The sequence below is a fragment of the Streptomyces sp. NPDC047014 genome (assembly GCF_040644195.1).
Taxonomy (GTDB): domain Bacteria; phylum Actinomycetota; class Actinomycetes; order Streptomycetales; family Streptomycetaceae; genus Streptomyces.
The window spans coordinates 100173-116950 of record NZ_JBEYVX010000006.1 but is presented as its reverse complement, the minus strand read 5'-3'; the positions used below and the strand labels follow the sequence as shown (position 1 = coordinate 116950).

Annotated in this window: 13 protein-coding genes; 4 read left to right on the top strand and 9 right to left on the bottom strand. The window is 71.5% G+C overall.

Features of this window, described 5'->3' with window-relative positions; all coding sequences use genetic code 11:
• Positions 1 to 3: 3 nt before the first annotated feature.
• From alaS to ABZ873_RS06150, 3 genes are read right to left on the bottom strand one after another with little or no spacing between them, the layout of a single operon-like run.
• The gene (gene alaS / locus ABZ873_RS06160; RefSeq protein ID WP_360865915.1) at positions 4 to 2673 is read right to left on the bottom strand and encodes an alanine--tRNA ligase; all 2670 of its coding nucleotides are present in this window, start codon (positions 2671 to 2673) and stop codon (positions 4 to 6) included.
• Positions 2673 to 3017 (bottom strand): hypothetical protein, encoded by a 345-nt coding sequence (locus tag ABZ873_RS06155; RefSeq protein WP_360865912.1) that lies wholly within the window; start codon positions 3015 to 3017, stop codon positions 2673 to 2675. The genes alaS and ABZ873_RS06155 overlap by 1 nt, the downstream gene beginning before the upstream one ends.
• 8 nt (positions 3018 to 3025) lie before the next feature.
• Positions 3026 to 3472: a DUF948 domain-containing protein gene (locus tag ABZ873_RS06150; protein ID WP_360865909.1), complete on the bottom strand. Its 447-nt coding sequence runs from the start codon at positions 3470 to 3472 to the stop codon at positions 3026 to 3028.
• 146 nt (positions 3473 to 3618) lie between these two features.
• On the opposite strand from ABZ873_RS06150, the gene ABZ873_RS06145 reads away from it, so the two are divergent.
• On the top strand, positions 3619 to 5793 hold the full coding sequence (locus ABZ873_RS06145) for a regulator (RefSeq protein ID WP_360865906.1): 2175 nt from the start codon (positions 3619 to 3621) through the stop codon (positions 5791 to 5793).
• 120 nt (positions 5794 to 5913) lie between these two features.
• On the opposite strand, the gene rpsD is transcribed toward ABZ873_RS06145, so the two are convergent.
• Entirely contained in the window at positions 5914 to 6525 is a 612-nt protein-coding gene (gene rpsD, locus ABZ873_RS06140) for a 30S ribosomal protein S4 (protein ID WP_030294564.1), read from the bottom strand.
• A gap of 286 nt (positions 6526 to 6811) precedes the next feature.
• Here rpsD and ABZ873_RS06135 point away from each other — a divergent pair, with 286 nt between their 5' ends.
• Positions 6812 to 7489, top strand: coding sequence for a DUF2470 domain-containing protein (locus ABZ873_RS06135; RefSeq protein WP_360865902.1), 678 nt, complete (start codon positions 6812 to 6814; stop codon positions 7487 to 7489).
• A 3-nt stretch (positions 7490 to 7492) separates the two neighbouring features.
• Here the strand turns inward: ABZ873_RS06135 and ABZ873_RS06130 are convergent, their stop codons facing one another.
• From ABZ873_RS06130 to ABZ873_RS06115, 4 genes are all read right to left on the bottom strand, one after another.
• The gene (locus ABZ873_RS06130) at positions 7493 to 8851 is read right to left on the bottom strand and encodes a replication-associated recombination protein A (protein ID WP_360865898.1); all 1359 of its coding nucleotides are present in this window, start codon (positions 8849 to 8851) and stop codon (positions 7493 to 7495) included.
• A 52-nt stretch (positions 8852 to 8903) separates the two neighbouring features.
• A complete protein-coding gene (locus ABZ873_RS06125; RefSeq protein WP_360865894.1) occupies positions 8904 to 9521 on the bottom strand; it encodes a vitamin K epoxide reductase family protein in 618 nt (205 codons plus the stop codon).
• A 159-nt stretch (positions 9522 to 9680) separates the two neighbouring features.
• The gene (hisS, locus tag ABZ873_RS06120; protein WP_360865890.1) at positions 9681 to 10943 is read right to left on the bottom strand and encodes a histidine--tRNA ligase; all 1263 of its coding nucleotides are present in this window, start codon (positions 10941 to 10943) and stop codon (positions 9681 to 9683) included.
• A 10-nt stretch (positions 10944 to 10953) separates the two neighbouring features.
• Positions 10954 to 11676: an MBL fold metallo-hydrolase gene (locus tag ABZ873_RS06115; RefSeq protein WP_360865887.1), complete on the bottom strand. Its 723-nt coding sequence runs from the start codon at positions 11674 to 11676 to the stop codon at positions 10954 to 10956.
• Between the two features lie 154 nt (positions 11677 to 11830).
• Between ABZ873_RS06115 and ABZ873_RS06110 the strand changes: the two genes are divergently transcribed.
• Both ABZ873_RS06110 and ABZ873_RS06105 read left to right on the top strand, forming a co-directional pair.
• Positions 11831 to 12616: a peptidylprolyl isomerase gene (locus ABZ873_RS06110; RefSeq protein WP_360865884.1), complete on the top strand. Its 786-nt coding sequence runs from the start codon at positions 11831 to 11833 to the stop codon at positions 12614 to 12616.
• A gap of 188 nt (positions 12617 to 12804) precedes the next feature.
• A complete protein-coding gene (locus ABZ873_RS06105; protein WP_360865882.1) occupies positions 12805 to 14034 on the top strand; it encodes a DUF349 domain-containing protein in 1230 nt (409 codons plus the stop codon).
• A 75-nt stretch (positions 14035 to 14109) separates the two neighbouring features.
• On the opposite strand, the gene ABZ873_RS06100 is transcribed toward ABZ873_RS06105, so the two are convergent.
• Positions 14110 to 16551, bottom strand: coding sequence for a bifunctional (p)ppGpp synthetase/guanosine-3',5'-bis(diphosphate) 3'-pyrophosphohydrolase (locus ABZ873_RS06100; RefSeq protein ID WP_360865879.1), 2442 nt, complete (start codon positions 16549 to 16551; stop codon positions 14110 to 14112).
• Positions 16552 to 16778: the final 227 nt, after the last annotated feature.

Genomic DNA, 16778 nt, shown 5'->3' with positions numbered 1-16778 from the left:
TCCTCAGGCCGTCTCTGCCACAAGGCGCTCGACCGCGGCGATGGCCTCCGGCACGGCGGCCGGGTTCTGGCCGCCGCCCTGGGCCACGTCCGGCTTGCCGCCACCGCCGCCACCGAGGGTCTTGGCGGCCGTACGGACCAGGTCACCGGCCTTGAGACCGCGCTCGCGGGCGGCCTCGTTGGTGGCGATGACGGTCAGCGGACGGTCGTTGGCCACGGTGAAGAGGGCCACGACGGCCGCCCGGTCGCCCGGGATGCGGCCGCGGACGTCCAGGACCAGCTTGCGCAGGTCGTCGGCGCCGGTGCCGTCCGGCACCTGGCCGACGACGAGGGCGACGCCGTTGATGTCCTGGGCGTTCTGGGCGAGCCCGCCGGCGGCCTGGAGGACCTTCTCCGCGCGGAACTTCTCGATCTCCTTCTCGGCGTCCTTGAGCTTGCCGAGCATGGAGGCGATCTTCTCCGGCAGCTCCTCCGGACGGCCCTTGACCAGCTCCTGGAGCTGGGCGACAACCGTGTGCTCCTTGGCGAGGAAGTTGTACGCGTCCACGCCCACCAGGGCCTCGACACGGCGCACGCCGGAGCCGATGGAGGACTCCCCGAGCAGCTTCACCAGACCCAGCTGGGCGGTGTTGCCGACGTGGGTGCCACCGCAGAGCTCCTTGGAGAAGTCCCCGATGGTGACGACGCGCACGCGCTCGCCGTACTTCTCACCGAACTCGGCGATGGCCCCCTGCTTCTTGGCCTCGTCGATGCTCATGATCTCGGCGGTGACCTCCAGCTCGCGGGAGAGCACGTCGTTGATCTTCTGCTCGACGTCGGTGAGGACCGTGCCGGGGACGGCGTTCGGGGAGCCGAAGTCGAAGCGGAAGCGGCCCGGGCTGTTCTCCGAACCGGCCTGGGCGGCCGTCGGGCCCAGGGCGTCGCGCAGCGCCTGGTGGGTCAGGTGGGTGGCCGAGTGGGCGCGGGCGATGGCCCGGCGGCGCCGGACGTCGATGGCGGCGTAGGCGGGGGCGCCCACGGTCACCTCTCCGACCTGGACCGATCCCTTGTGCACGGAGACACCGGGGACCGGCTGCTGGACGTCGCGGACCTCGATCACGGCGCCCGTGTCGAGCTTGATCCGGCCCTGGTCGGCGAGCTGGCCGCCGCCCTCGGCGTAGAAGGGGGTGCGGTCGAGGACGACCTCGACCTCGTCGCCCTCGGAGGCGGCGGGCGCGGAGACGCCGTTGACCAGGAGGCCGACGATGACGGACTCGCCCTGCGTGGTGGCGTAGCCGGTGAACTCGGTGGCGCCGGCGGTGTCCGCGATCTCCCGGTAGGAGGAGACGTCGGCGTGGCCGGTCTTCTTGGCCTTGGCGTCGGCCTTGGCCCGGTCGCGCTGCTCCTGCATCAGGCGGCGGAAGCCGGGCTCGTCCACGGAGAGGCCCTGCTCGGCGGCCATCTCCAGGGTGAGGTCGATCGGGAAGCCCCAGGTGTCGTGGAGCAGGAACGCCTTGTCGCCGGAGAGGACCTTGCCGCCGGCGGCCTTGGTCTCGGTCACGGCGGTGTCGAGGATGTTCGTGCCGCCCTTGAGGGCCTTGAGGAAGGCGGCCTCTTCGGCGAGCGCGACGGTCTCGATGCGCTTGCGGTCGGTGATCAGCTCCGGGTACTGCTGCCCCATCGTCTCGATCACGACGTTGATCAGGTCCTGGACCACGGGACCGGTGGCGCCCATGAGGCGCATGTTGCGGATGGCGCGGCGCATGATGCGGCGCAGCACATAGCCGCGGCCCTCGTTGCCGGGGGTGACGCCGTCACCGATGAGCATGGTCGAGGTGCGGATGTGGTCGGCGACCACGCGCAGCGAGACGTCCGTGTTCTGGGCGGCGCCGTAGCGCACGCCGGTCAGCTCGGTGGCCTTGTCCATGACCACGCGCAGGGTGTCGGTCTCGTACATGTTCTGCACGCCCTGCAGGATCATGGCGAGGCGTTCGAGGCCGAGACCGGTGTCGATGTTCTTCGACGGCAGGTCACCGAGGATCGGGAAGTCCTCCTTCCCGTCGCCGGCGCCGCGCTCGTACTGCATGAAGACCAGGTTCCAGATCTCCACGTAGCGCTCGTCGTTGACGGCGGGGCCGCCCTCGACGCCGAACTCCGGACCGCGGTCGTAGTTGATCTCGGAGCAGGGGCCGCAGGGGCCCGGGACGCCCATGGACCAGAAGTTGTCCTTCTTGCCCAGGCGCTGGATGCGCTCGGCGGGGACGCCGATCTTGTCGCGCCAGATCTGCTCGGCCTCGTCGTCGTCGAGGTAGACGGTGATCCAGAGCTTCTCGGGCTCCAGGCCGTAGCCGCCGTCCGCCACGGAGCTGGTGAGCAGCTCCCAGGCGTACTTGATGGCGCCTTCCTTGAAGTAGTCCCCGAAGGAGAAGTTGCCGCACATCTGGAAGAACGTGCCGTGGCGGGTGGTCTTGCCCACCTCTTCGATGTCCGGCGTACGGACGCACTTCTGGACGCTGGTGAGCGTCGGGGCCGGCGGCTTGGTCTCACCCAGGAAGTAGGGCTTGAACGGCACCATGCCCGCGGGCACCAGCAGCAGAGTCGGGTCGTCCGCGATGAGCGACGCCGAAGGGACAACGGCGTGACCGCGCTCCTCGAAGAAGCTCAGCCAGCGGCGACGAATTTCAGCCGACTCCATCAGTGGTCCTCATTCCGGTTGTACGAAAGCGTGGGGCGGTGCGTGGTCTGGTCGTTCTCGATGGCCCGCAGCCGCCGCGGCCCGGGCAGGGCGGTGACGTTGTCGGGCCGGTCGGGGTCCTGGTGGAGCCCCAGTGCATCGTTCAGCTCGTCCTCGCGCTGGGTCATTCCCGCCTTGACGTCGAGCGCGAAGTCCTTGAGGCGGTGCCCCGCCTCCAGGGCCTTGTCGGCCGCCTGGGCCGCGAGACTCTCCGGGGTCAGCTTCTTGAGCTGCTGGTTGACCTTGGTGGTGGCCCACACACCGGCGGCCGCGCCGGCGGTGAACCAGAAGGCTCGGCGGAACATCGGCGGTCTCAGCCCTTCTGCTTCCGGCGCCGGGCGCCCGGCACCGTACGGCCTACGATCACGGTACGGCCGCGGCCGTCCGTGCGGGAGCGCCGGGGGGAGTCCGCGGCGTCCCCCTTGCCCAGTGCCTTGCGGACGCCGTAGCCGAACGCGGCCACCTTCACCAGCGGCCCGCCGAAGGCGGTCGCCACGGTGGAGGAGAGCGCGGAGGCGTTGGAGGTGACCTCCTGCACGTCGCTCGCGATGGCGTCGACCCGGTCGAGCTGGGTGCGCGCGGAGCGGACGGTGGTGGAGGCGTCCGCGAGCAGCGGTACGGCCTGGTCGGTCACCTCGGCCACCAGCTTGGTGGTCGCCCTGAGCACCTGCGCCAGCCTCACCAGAGCCACGGCGAGGAAGGAGATCAGGATGGCCCAGAAGACGGCCACGATGATCCCGGCCACCTCTACACCGGACACGTAGCACCGCTCTCTGTCTGCATCTGGACTGTGGAGAATTCCTCCTCCGACCCTATCGCGCCGGAGATCCCCGCCCGTACCCCAATTCCCGGACGGGCGCGACCGCCTTGGACGCAGCGCATCCGGACCAGTACGCTCCGTGTCCCATGCGACACAGTCCCCTTCCACGCACCGCCTGGGGCAATCTTCCCTCCGAGCTCAGCGGCCTCGTCGGCCGGGGTGCCGAACTGGCCGGGCTGGAGCGGCTGCTGGAGTCCTCGCGGCTGGTGACGGTGACCGGCGTGGGCGGGGTGGGCAAATCCCGGCTGGTGCTGGCCGCGGCCCGCAGGACTCCGCAGGAACGCTCCTGCGACGGGGTGCGGCTGGCCGAGCTGGACTCCGTACGGGATCCGGCGCTGCTGGAGCTGACCGTCTCCGAGGCGCTGGGACTCACCGACCACACCCGGCGCCCGCCCCGGGAGGTACTGGCCGAGTATCTGGCGGGGCGGCGGCTGCTGCTGGTGCTGGACGGCTTCGAGCAGGTGGTGGAGGAGACCGCCGCCCTGGTACGGGAGCTGCTGCGGCGCTGCCCCGACCTGCGGGTGCTCGCGGCGGGCCGGCGCCCGCTGGACGTGGCCGGGGAGGCCGTACTGCCGCTGGCCCCGCTCGTCCCCGACGAGGCGCTGGCGCTGCTGGAGGCGCGGGCCACGGCCGCCGGGGCGGGCGCCGCCGTGGCGGCGGCCGGGCGGGAGGAGCTGCTGGAGCTGTGCGCCCGGCTGGAGGGGATCCCGCTGGCCCTGGAGCTGGCGGCGGGCCGGCTGCGGACGCTGACCCCGGCGCAGGTGCTGGAGCGGCTGGAGGACCGCTTCGCCCTGCTGACGGGCGGTGCGCGCGGCGGTCTCCCCCGGCACCGGGCGCTGCGGACGGCCATCGGCTGGAGCCATGAGCTGTGCACCCCGGCGGAGCGGCTGCTGTGGGCGCGGCTGTCGGTGTTCGCGGGCCAGTTCGACCTGGACGCGGTGGAGTACGTGTGCGCGGGCCCGGACCTGCCGGTGGAGGGCGTGCTCGACCTGGTGGGGGAACTGCTCGCGCAGTCCCTGCTGGTACGGGAGGACACGCCCGCCGGGGCCCGCTTCCGCATGCTGGAGACCGTACGGGTGTACGGGGCGGGCTGGCTGGAGTCGCTGGGTGACGCGGGGCGGCTGCGCCGGCGCCACCGGGACTGGTACCTGGGCCTGGCGACCTGGTGCGAGCTGGACTGGTTCAGCCCGCGCCAGCACGAGGTGGCCGCGCTGGTGGAGGTGGAGCTGCCGAATCTGCGGCTGGCCCTGGAATGCTGCCTGGACGAGCCGGACGAGGCGCACCTCGGGCAGTACCTGGCGGGCACCCTGTGGTTCTACTGGGCGGGCTGCGGGCGGCTCACCGAGGGCCGGCACTGGCTGGACCGGACCCTGGAGTGCGGCGGCCGGGCGGCGGCGGAGTACGAGAGCTCGCGGCTCAAGGCCCTCTGGGTGCTGGGGTACGTGGCCGCCCTGCAAGGGGACGCGACGGCTTCGATGAGCGCCCTCTACGCCTGCCGGGACGGGGCGGCGCGCGGCGGCAACGCGGTGGCGGCGGCGTACGCGGTGCACCGGCTGGGCTGCCTGGCCCTGGTCTCGGACGACATGGCGCGGGCCCGGGAGCTGCTGGGGGCGGCGCTGGAGCAGTACCGGGCGGCGGGCGAGCTGAACAGCAATGTGCTGATGTGCCAGGTGGAGCTGGCGATGGCGCTGGCTTTCCTGGGGGACCTGCCGGGCGCGGTGGCGCTGTGCGGCGAGGTCCGGGAGATCTGCGAGGAGCGCGGGGAGCGCTGGACGAAGGCGTACGCCCTGTACGTCCTCGCCTACGCGGCCCTGGACGCGGGCGACGCCGGGGAGGCGCGGCGGCTGCTCACCGAGTGCGTGGAGATCAATCACACCTTCCACGACCTGGTCGGGCTGGTGCTGGCGCTGGAACTGCTCGCGCTGGTCACCGTCGCGGAGGGCGATCCGGCGGAGGCGGCGGTGCTCCAGGGGGCGGCGGAGCCGCTGTGGGACGGGGTGGGGCTCCAGCTGTTCGGCTCGGGGTACTTCAACGCGCCGCGGCTGATGTGCCGCGAGCGGGCGGGCGAGCTGCTGGGCGCCCGGGGCTACGAGGCGTACGCGGCCGAGGGCCGGCGGCTGAGCCGGGACGCGCTGGTCGGGCGGGCCCGGTACGGGCCGGACGACGCGGCGGCGCCGGCGCAGCGGCCGGTGCTCCGGGGCGGGAGCCGGGGCTCGCGCACCCCGCGCCGGGCGGCGGCCGCGGACCAGCCGCGGGAGTGAGCGCGGGGCGCGGCGGCGGGGCACGCGGGGACGGGGGCCGGGAAGGGTGCCCGGGAACGGGAAAACCCGCCGCCCCCGGAGGGGACGGCGGGCTGACCAGTCTCGGGGACTACGCCTGCGTCAGCGGGCGTAGTACTCGACGACGAGCTGCTCGTCGCAGATGACCGGGATTTCCTTGCGGTTCGGGTCGCGGTCCAGGCGGAAGGCCAGGGCCTTCAGGTTGACCTGCAGGTAGCGCGGGGTCTCGCCCTCGCCTGCGTAGCCACCCTCACGGGCGACCTGGAAGGGAACCTTCTCGCGGCTGCGCTCGCGCACGGTGATGACGTCGTCCGGGCGGACACGGAACGACGGCTTGTCGACCTTGCCACCGTTGACCTCGATGTGGCCGTGAACGACCATCTGGCGGGCCTGGTAGATGGTGCGGGCGATGCCCGAACGCAGGACCAGGGCGTCGAGGCGACGCTCGAGCTCGACGACCAGCGCCTCGCCCGTCTTGCCCTCGGCCTTCTTGGCGCGGTCGTACGCGCGGGCCATCTGGCGCTCGGAGATGTCGTACTGAGCGCGCAGACGCTGCTTCTCGAGCAGACGGACCTTGTAGTCCGAGTTCTGCTTGCGGCCACGGCCGTGCTCGCCCGGCGGGTAGGGGCGGGCCTCGAAGTACTTGACGGCCTTCGGCGTCAGGGCGATGCCGAGAGCACGAGACTTCTTGACCTTGGGTCGCTTCTGGTTCACGTGGAACCTACCTCCATGTAAGTTAGGTGAGGCTTACCTTAGCGAGGAGGACGTAATGTCTCGACCACATGGGATCCCCCTGCCCAGTGCGCAACGCAGTTCGGATTCCAACGAAACAGAATCCGCTTGCGCCGACGATAAGCAAGGTCAGCCGCGTCCCAGGGAAGGCGTTCGGCAGCTCACCGGAGCCGAACGCGTACGAACCCTCGTAGAGTCCAACGCCTCAGTATCCCTCACGCTCATCGGTGCTCGTGACAGTCAGGCTGCCGAGGAGTTCGGGACAGGGATGCCGGTCGCGCGGACCGTCACCCCGGACGGGGACGTGATTCTCCTTGTCTCCGGGGAATCCGCGGCTGCCAGGGCAGCCGCTCACGCCCAGGACGACGACCTCACCGCCGTGATCGAGATCACGGATGTGGCGCCGGTGTCCGTGCCCCATCGTATCCGAGGCCGCGCCTGGCTGGCCGGGTGGCTGACGCCGGTCCGCGGCGACGACCGCGCGGGCTGCGCCGCCCTCCTCGCGGAACGGCAGCCGGTGGGCGAACTGCTGGGCATGCGCGAATCCCTCGACCCCCCGCACACCGGCCGCCCCGCCTGGGTGATGCTGCGGCTGGAGGTCGGCGAGATCTCCCTGGACGACCTGTGGGGCGCCGAGCAGGTGGACCCGGACGAGCTGGCCGCCGCCGAGCCGGACCCGGTCTCCCCGCACGAGGCGGAGCTCCTCCAGCACCTGCACACCGCCCACGGCGACCGGATCGGTGAGCTGTGCGGCCTGCTCGGCTCCCGCGGCACCCGGGACATGAGCGCAGTCCCGCTCTCCCTGGACCGGCTGGGCCTGCGCGTCCGCTTCTCGGGCGGGACCGCCGGGTCCTTCGACGCCCGCTTCGACTTCCCCGAGCCGGTGGCCGACATCTGCGGCCTGCGCCGGGCCATGCGCACCCTCTTCGCGGCGGCCGCGGGCTAGGGCCTAGCCGCGCTCCGTACCCCGCAGGCGCTCGCGGACCTTCTCCACCACGTCCGCGTAGCGCGCCTCCGCGCCGTAGCGCGTGGGCTCGTAGTAACGCTTGCCGTGGATCTCGTCCGGGGCGTACTGCTGCGCGGCGATCGCCCCGGGCACGTCGTGCGGGTAGACGTACCCGACGGCGTGCCCCAGCTTGGCCGCGCCCTTGTAGTGCCCGTCCCGCAGGTGCGAGGGCACCGTACCGGCCAGACCCGCCCGTACGTCGGCCAGCGCGGCGCCGATCGCGGTCGTCGCGGTGTTCGACTTCGGGGCCAGGGCGAGGGCGATCGTGGCGTGCGAGAGGGTCAGCGCGGCCTCCGGGAAGCCGATCATCGCCACCGCCTGGGCCGCGGCCACCGCGAGCGGCAGGGCCGTCGGGTCCGCCAGGCCGATGTCCTCGCTCGCGGAGATCATCAGGCGGCGCGCGATGAACCGGGGGTCCTCCCCCGCCTCGATCATCCGGGCCAGGTAGTGCAGGGCCGCGTCCACGTCCGAGCCGCGGATGGACTTGATCAGCGCGCTCGCCACGTCGTAGTGCTGGTCGCCGTCCTTGTCGTAGCGCACGGCCGCCCGGTCGACGGCCTCCTCCAGCGTCAGGAGGGTGATCTCCTCCTCCCCCTTGGCGATGGCCGAGCCGGCGCCCGCCTCCAGCGCCGTCAGGGCCCGCCGGGCGTCGCCGCCGGCGATCCGCAGCAGATGCGCCTCGGCGTCCGCCGGGAGGGTGACCGCCCCGCCGAGACCGCGCTCCTCGGTGAGTGCGCGCCGCATCAGCGCGCTGAGGTCGTCGTCGGTCAGCGGCTCCAGGGTGAGCAGCAGCGAGCGGGACAGCAGCGGGGAGATGATCGAGAAGTACGGGTTCTCCGTGGTGGCCGCGATCAGCGTCACCCAGCGGTTCTCCACGGCGGGCAGCAGGGAGTCCTGCTGGGCCTTGCTGAACCGGTGGATCTCGTCGAGGAAGAGCACGGTCTCCTTGCCGTACCCGCCGGCGGCGCGCCGCGCGCCCTCGATGACCGCGCGGACCTCCTTGACCCCCGCGGTGATCGCGGACAGCTCCACGAAGCGCTTCTGCGTGGCCTGGCTGACCACATAGGCCAGGGTGGTCTTGCCGATGCCGGGCGGGCCCCAGAGGATCACCGAGGAGGCACCGGCGGGGCCCCCGGCCCCCTCCCCGACCAGCCGCCGCAGCGGCGAGCCGGGTTTCAGCAGGTGCTGCTGGCCGACGACCTCGTCCAGGGTGCGCGGGCGCATCCGGACGGCGAGCGGCGAGCTCGCCGGATCCTTCTCCTGGCGCTCTTCGGCGGCGGCGGTGAACAGGTCTGGTTCCACACGGGAAGCCTAAGCGAGCCCACCGACAGGCCGGTCCCCCGCCGTCGCTCCGTCAGGAGGTCCAGAAGTCCCACCAGCGGGTGAGGATCAGCATGCCGATGATCCCGATGTGCAGCACGGGCAGGACCCAGGTGAACTCCGAGAAGAAGGAGCGCAGCCAGGACGGCGCCGGCAGCAGGCCCTCGCGGACGTTGTGCGAGGTGACGTACCAGAACATCAGGATGGTGGCGACCCAGGCCAGGCAGCACCACAGGCACAGCGCGTTGATGTGGTAGAGCGACTGGTAGGTGAGCCAGGCACAGAAGACCACGCCGAAGAGCATGCCGGCGTTGAGGGTGAGCCAGTACCAGGGGCGGAAGCGGGCGCCGGCCAGGACGCTCATGCCGACGCAGACCACCATGCCGTAGGCGACGAGGCCCAGCATCGGGTTGGGGAAGCCGAAGACGGCCGCCTGGTCGCTCTTCATGATGTTGCCGCAGGAGACCACCGGGTTGAGGCTGCACCCGGGGGTGAAGTTCGGGTCCTCCAGCAGTTTGAACTTGTCGATGGTGATCACCCAGGCGGCCAGCAGGCCGGCGGCTCCGGTGATGACCAGCAGCAGGGCCAGCGCCCTGCTCGCCCCGAAGGTCGTCCTCGGGGCGGTGTCCGCGTCCGTGTCCCGTGTCGTCATGCCGCCCGCTCCACATCTGCCAGGTGATCAAGCACCGGCCATTGTGCCGTACCCGCCTGTGCGTCCACCGTTCGGCGGAGATAAAGCCGGGGGGCGGGGAGGGGCGCCGGTACGCCTCCCTCCCCGCCCCCGGCGGATGCCTCGCGCGGGCCGCCCGTCTCAGGCCAGGCGGGCCCGGACGGCCTCGACCAGGTCCGCGACGGCCACCGGGGTCTGCTCCCCCGACTCCATGTCCTTGAGCTGCACCACGCCCTCGGCCAGGTCCCGCTCGCCCGCGACCAGGGTGAGCCGGGCGCCGGAGCGGTTGGCGTCCTTCATGGCGCCCTTGAGGCCCTTGCCGCCGTACGAGAAGTCGGCGGCGACCCCGGCCCGGCGCAGAGCGGTGACCGTGCCGAAGAGCACCCGGCGGGCCTCCTCGCCCAGGGCCACGGCGAAGACGTCGGTGGCCCTCGGAATGGCCAGTCCCACACCCTCGGCCTCCAGGGCCAGGACGGTGCGGTCCACGCCCAGCGCCCAGCCCACGGAGGGCAGGGCCGGGCCGCCGATCATCTCGGAGAGGCCGTCGTAGCGTCCGCCGCCGCCCACCGCGGACTGGGAGCCCAGGCCGTCGTGCACGAACTCGAAGGTGGTGCGGGTGTAGTAGTCCAGGCCGCGGACCAGCTTCTCGTCGTCCTCGAAGACCACCCCGGCCGCGGAGACCAGGGCGCGCACCTCCTCGTGGTACGCCTTGCAGGCGTCGCACAGGTAGTCGCGCAGCAGCGGGGCGCCGACCAGCTGCTTCTGCACCTCGGGCCGCTTGTCGTCGAGCACGCGCAGCGGGTTGATCTCGGCGCGGCGGACGGTCTCCTCGTCCAGGTCCAGCGTGCGCAGGAAGCCCTGCAGTGCCTCCCGGTACACCGGGCGGCACTCCTTGTCGCCGAGGGAGTTCAGCAGGATCCGGAAGTTCCGCAGGCCGAGCGAGCGGTACGCCTGGTCGGCCAGGATGATCAGCTCGGCGTCCAGGGCCGGGTCCTCGGCGCCGATCGCCTCGGCGCCGACCTGCGAGAAGTGCCGGTAGCGGCCCGCCTGGGCGCGCTCGTAGCGGTAGTACGAGCCGGAGTAGTAGAGCTTCACCGGCAGGTTGCCCTGCTTGTGGAGGTTGGCCTCCAGCGCCGCGCGGAGCACGGACGCGGTGCCCTCGGGGCGCAGGGCGAGCCGGTCGCCGCCCTTCGTGGTGAGGGTGTACATCTCCTTGGTCACGATGTCCGTGGACTCGCCGACGCCGCGGGAGAACAGCTCCACGTTCTCGAAGCCCGGGGTCTCCACATAGCCGTAGCCGGAGTTGCGCAGGGGCGCGGCGATGGCCTCACGGACCGCCAGGAAGGTGGCGGAGCGGGGCGGGATCAGGTCGTACGTGCCCTTGGGGGCCTTGAAGGTGCTCACGAAAGTGTCGTCACATTCCTCGTCGTGGGGCGGGCGCGCCCTCGTGGCCGCCCGCCGCCGGGCCGGCGGCGACCTCCCGCAGGTACGGGTTGGTCGCGCGCTCACGGCCGATGGTGGTCTGGGGACCGTGGCCGGACAGCACCACGGTCGAGTCGTCGAGCGGCAGGCACACGCGGGCCAGCGAGTCGAGCATCTCGGCGTGGGAGCCGCCGGGCAGGTCGGTGCGTCCGATGGAGCCGGCGAAGAGCAGGTCGCCCGAGAAGAAGACCGGCGGGATGTCGGCCAGCTCGGGCATCCGGAAGGTCACCGACCCCTTGGTATGCCCGGGCGCGTGCGCGACGGAGAAGTCCATCCCGGCCAGTCTCAGGGCGGCTCCGTCGGTCAGCTCGCGGACGTCGTCCGGCTCGCCCACGGTCAGCTCGCCCATGAGGGGCATCCCGATGGAGCGGCCGAGGGCCTTCTCCGGGTCGCTCATCATGTACCGGTCCTCGGGGTGGATCCAGGCCGGAACCTCGTGTGCTCCGCACACCGGGACCACCGAGGCCACATGATCGATGTGGCCGTGGGTCAGTACGACCGCCACGGGCTTGAGGCGGTGCTTCCGCAGCGTCTCCTCGACGCCCTGGGTGGCCTGGTGGCCCGGGTCGATGATGACGCACTCCTCGCCGGCGGCGGGGGCGACCACGTAGCAGTTGGTGCCCCAGGCGCCTGCGGGGAACCCGGCAATCAGCACGTTCGTCCTCAATCGTCGTCCGGTGGGAGGCCGCAGGTCGTCAATCCTGCTGCTCAGAGCCTACCGGCGCCGCTCATTACACAGCGAACCCATATACGGTACGGCCTATCCCAGCCCGGACAGCAGTACCTGACACGTACAAGGAGACGACCCGGTGGTCACGAGCGATCAGCGGCGGCGACAGCTCGCCAGGGAGAAGTACGAGCGCCAGCAGAAGCGCCGCACCGAGGCCCGGAGGAAGGGCCGCCAGCGGGCGGCCGTGATCGGCGCGGCGGTGGCCGTGGTGGTGGCGACGCTGGTCGGCCTGATCGTGGGCGGCGTCTTCGACTCGGACAAGGACCCGAAGGACACGGCGGCGGACCCGTCGGCCTCGGCCACCCCGCCGGAGCCGAAGCAGTCCCCCTCGCCGGCCATGGCGATCGACCAGAAGGCGAAGTACACCTTCGGTCTCAAGACCAGCGCGGGTGACATCAACTTCGCGATGGACGCGGCGAAGACCCCGCAGACGGTGAACTCCTTCAAGGCGCTGGCCGACAAGGGGTACTTCGACAACACCAAGTGCCACCGCCTGACGTCCGGCGGCATCTTCGTGCTCCAGTGCGGCGACCCGGAGGGCACCGGCCGCGGCGGACCGGGCTACACCATCCCGGACGAGAACCTGGATTCCCTCGGCAAGCCGAACGAGCAGGGCCAGGTGATCTACCCGGCCGGCACGGTGGCCATGGCCAACACCGGCCAGCCCGGCTCCGGCGGCAGCCAGTTCTTCCTGGTCTACAAGGACAGCCCGCTGACGCCCACGTACACGCCGTTCGGCAAGATCGACGCCGCGGGGCTCAAGGCCCTGGAGGAGATCGCCAAGGCCGGTACGGCCGACGGGGGCCAGGACGGGCCGCCGAAGAACGAGGTGAAGATCGAGAAGGGCACGGTCACCCAGAGCTGACCTGCTTTCGGCGGCCCCGGGGCCGGCCCGCCGCCCGTACGCCGATATTGCGTCGTGCGGGATGCGGACAGCCGGCCCGGCGGTCGCCTATGTTGGCGTTGTGCAGGGCGGGCGCTGCCCGCCCCAGGAAACTGTGGACGATGCCCAGGGGGTGGACCCCCTCGCAGGCATCAGGTGGAGGAGGCGCTGTGAGCAGCGACCCGTGGGGCCGAGTCGACGAGACGGGCACCGTGTACGTGCGGACATCCGATGGCGAGCAGGTCGTCGGTTCCTGGCAGGCCGGCACCCCCGAGGAGGCCCTGGCCTACTTCGAGCGCAAGTACGAGGGCCTGGTGGTCGAGATCGGCCTCCTCGAAAAGCGGGTGCGGACCACTGATCTGTCCGCCAAGGACGCCCAGACGGCGATCGACCACCTGCGCACGCAGGTCGACGAGCACCACGCCGTGGGCGACCTGGACGCTCTGCGCGTACGGCTGGACAAGCTGGTCGAGACCGTGGAGTCCCGGCGCGAGGAGCGCAAGGCCCAGAAGGCCAAGCAGGCGGACGAGGCCCGCTCGTCCAAGGAGGCCCTGGTCACCGAGGCCGAGCAGCTGGCGCAGAGCGACCAGTGGCGCAGCGCCGGTGAGCGGCTGCGCGCCCTGGTGGACATCTGGAAGGGCCTGCCGCGCCTGGACCGCAAGTCGGACGACGAGCTGTGGCACCGGTTCTCGCACGCCCGTTCCGCCTTCTCCAAGCGCCGCAAGGCGCACTTCGCCTCGCTGGACGCGCAGCGCGAGGACGCCCGCAAGGTGAAGGAGCGGCTGGTCGCGGAGGCCGAGGGGCTGTCGAAGTCGACCGACTGGGGTCCGACGGCCGCCCGCTACCGCGAGCTGATGGCGGACTGGAAGGCGGCGGGCCGCGCCCAGCGCGACGCCGAGGACGACCTGTGGAACCGCTTCCGCGGCGCGCAGGACGTGTTCTTCGCGGCCCGCAGCGAGGTGTTCGCCGAGCGCGACGCCGAGCAGATCGAGAACCTCAAGCTCAAGGAGGAGCTGGCCGAGGAGGCCGAGAAGCTCGTCCCGATCACGGACCTCAAGGCCGCCCGCGCGGCGTTCCGCTCCCTGAACGAGCGCTGGGAGGGCATCGGCCACGTGCCGCGCGACGCCCGGCCGAAGGTCGAGGGCCGGATGCACGCGGTGGAGCGGGCCATCCAGGAGTCCGAGGAGGGCGAGTGGCGCCGTACGAACCCGGAGGCGCGGGCCCGTGCGGCCGGTCTGACGGGTCAGCTCCAGGCGGCCGTCGACAAGCTGCGTGAGCAGATCGACGCGGCCCGTGCGGCGGGCAACAACGCCAAGGCCGACAAGCTGTCCCGGGAGCTGGAGGGCCGCCAGGCCCTGCTGGACCAGGCGCTCAAGGGCCTGGAGGAGTTCGGCGGCTAGCCGGACCCCCCACCACGTCGAGGGCCCCGGTACGGAGATCCGTACCGGGGCCCTCGTGGCGTGTCCGCCCGCGTGTTACGGCCTGCGGGCCGAGGTGACGCGGTAGACGTCGTAGACGCCTTCCACGCCGCGGACGGCCTTGAGGACGTGCCCCAGGTGCTTGGGGTCGCCCATCTCGAAGGTGAAGCGGGAGGTGGCCACCCGGTCGCGGGAGGTCTGGACGGCCGCCGAGAGGATGTTCACGTGCTGGTCCGAGAGGACCCGGGTGACGTCCGACAGCAGGCGGGAGCGGTCCAGCGCCTCGACCTGGATGGCGACCAGGAAGACCGAGGACTGGGTGGGCGCCCACTCGACCTCCAGCATCCTTTCGGGCTGCTGGGAGAGCGAGTCGACGTTGACGCAGTCCGCGCGGTGAACCGATACTCCGCTGCCCCGCGTCACGAATCCGATGATCGGGTCGCCGGGGACGGGGGTGCAGCAGCGGGCCAGCTTCACCCAGACGTCGTCCACGCCCTTGACCACCACACCGGGGTCGGCGTTGTTGCGGCGCTTGCTGCGGGCGCGCGCCGGAGGGATCGATTCCTCGATGTCCTCGTTGGCCGCCTCCTCGCCGCCGAGGGCCGCCACCAGCTTCTGTACGACGCCCTGCGCGGCCACATGGCCCTCGCCGATCGCCGCGTACAGGGAGGAGATGTCCGGGTAGCGCATCTCGTGCGCGAGGGTGACGAGCGAGTCCCCGGTGAGGATGCGCTGGATCGGCAGGTTCTGCTTGCGCATGGCCCGCGCGATGGCGTCCTTGCCGTGCTCGATGGCCTCGTCCCGGCGCTCCTTGGAGAACCAGCCGCGGATCTTGTTGCGGGCCCGCGGGGACTTGACGAAGCCCAGCCAGTCGCGGGAGGGCCCGGCCCCCTCGGCCTTGGAGGTGAAGACCTCCACCAGGTCGCCGTTGTCGAGGGTGGACTCCAGCGGGACCAGGCGGCCGTTGACGCGGGCCCCTATGGTCCGGTGGCCGACCTCGGTGTGGACGGCGTACGCGAAGTCCACCGGGGTGGCGCCGGCGGGCAGGGCGATGACATCGCCCTTGGGGGTGAAGACGAAGACCTCGTTGCGGGAGAGGTCGAAGCGCAGCGAGTCCAGGAACTCGCCCGGGTCCTCGGTCTCCTTCTGCCAGTCCAGCAGCTGGCGCAGCCAGGCCATGTCGTTGACCGTGTCCTGGCCGGCGCTGCCCTTGGCGGCCTGCGGGACGTCGGTGCGGACCTTGGAGGTGCCGGCGACGGTCTGCTGCTTGTACTTCCAGTGCGCGGCGATGCCGTACTCGGCGCGGCGGTGCATGTCGAAGGTGCGGATCTGGAGCTCGACCGGCTTGCCGCTGGGCCCGATGACCGTCGTGTGGAGCGACTGGTACATGTTGAACTTGGGCATCGCGATGTAGTCCTTGAACCGGCCGGGGACCGGGTTCCACCGCGCGTGGACGGTGCCCAGGGCCGCGTAGCAGTCCCGGACGGTGTCGACGAGGACACGGATGCCCACCAGGTCGTAGATCTCCGCGAAGTCACGGCCGCGGACGATCATCTTCTGGTAGACGCTGTAGTAGTGCTTGGGTCGGCCGGTGACGGTGGCCTTGATCCGGGCGGCCCGCAGGTCGGTCTGCACCTCGTCGGTGACGACGGCCAGGTACTCGTCGCGCTTGGGCGCCCGCTCGGCGACGAGCCTCACGATCTCGTCGTACATCTTGGGGTAGAGGATCGCGAACGACAGGTCCTCCAGCTCCCACTTGATCGTGTTCATGCCCAGCCGGTGGGCGAGCGGGGCGTAGATCTCCAGCGTCTCGCGGGCCTTCTTCTCCTGCTTCTCCCGCTTGAGGTAGCGCATGGTGCGCATGTTGTGCAGGCGGTCCGCGAGCTTGATGACGAGGACGCGGGGGTCCTTGGCCATGGCCACGACCATCTTGCGGACGGTCTCGGCCTGGGCCGCCTCGCCGAACTTCACCCGGTCGAGCTTGGTGACGCCGTCGACGAGCAGGGCCACGGCGTCGCCGAAGTCGCGGCGCAGGTCCTCCAGGCCGTACTCGGTGTCCTCGACCGTGTCGTGCAGCAGACCGGCCATGAGGGTGGCGGGGTCCATGCCGAGCTCGGCGAGGATGGTGGTCACCGCGAGCGGGTGGGTGATGTACGGATCGCCGCTCTTGCGCTTCTGGCCGCGGTGCCAGCGCTCGGCCACCTGGTACGCCTGCTCCAGCTGGCGCAGCGTCGAGGTCTCGATCTTCGGGTCGTTGCTGCGGACTATGCGGAGCAGCGGTTCCAGTACCGGGTTGTACGGGTTGGAGCGCTGGACGCCGAGCCGGGCGAGGCGGGCGCGTACCCGGTTAGAGGACCCGGCGGACTTCCCCGGCGCGGGCTTGACCGGTGGCACCGGTGGGGCCGCCGGTGCCACGGGGGGCGTGGCGGGGGCCGCCGGGGCCGGCTCGGCCTGGGGGTCGGGCTGCGCGGCGGAGATTGGCTGGACCTCGTCTGGCAAGAGCGCTCCTGGGAATCCGGTGCCCGTGTCCGGTCCGGACAACCCATGGTAGCGAGGGTTGGCCCCCCTCGTTCCGCGGGCACCCCCCTCGGGGCTCCGCCCCGAACCCCGCGCCTCAATCGCCGGCGAGGCTGATTTTCGGCCACGCCCCATTCCGGTACCGCTGCGCCAAACCCATCGCCGCCGCACCAAATCCAGCCCCGCCGACGTTTGAGGCGCTCCTTTCA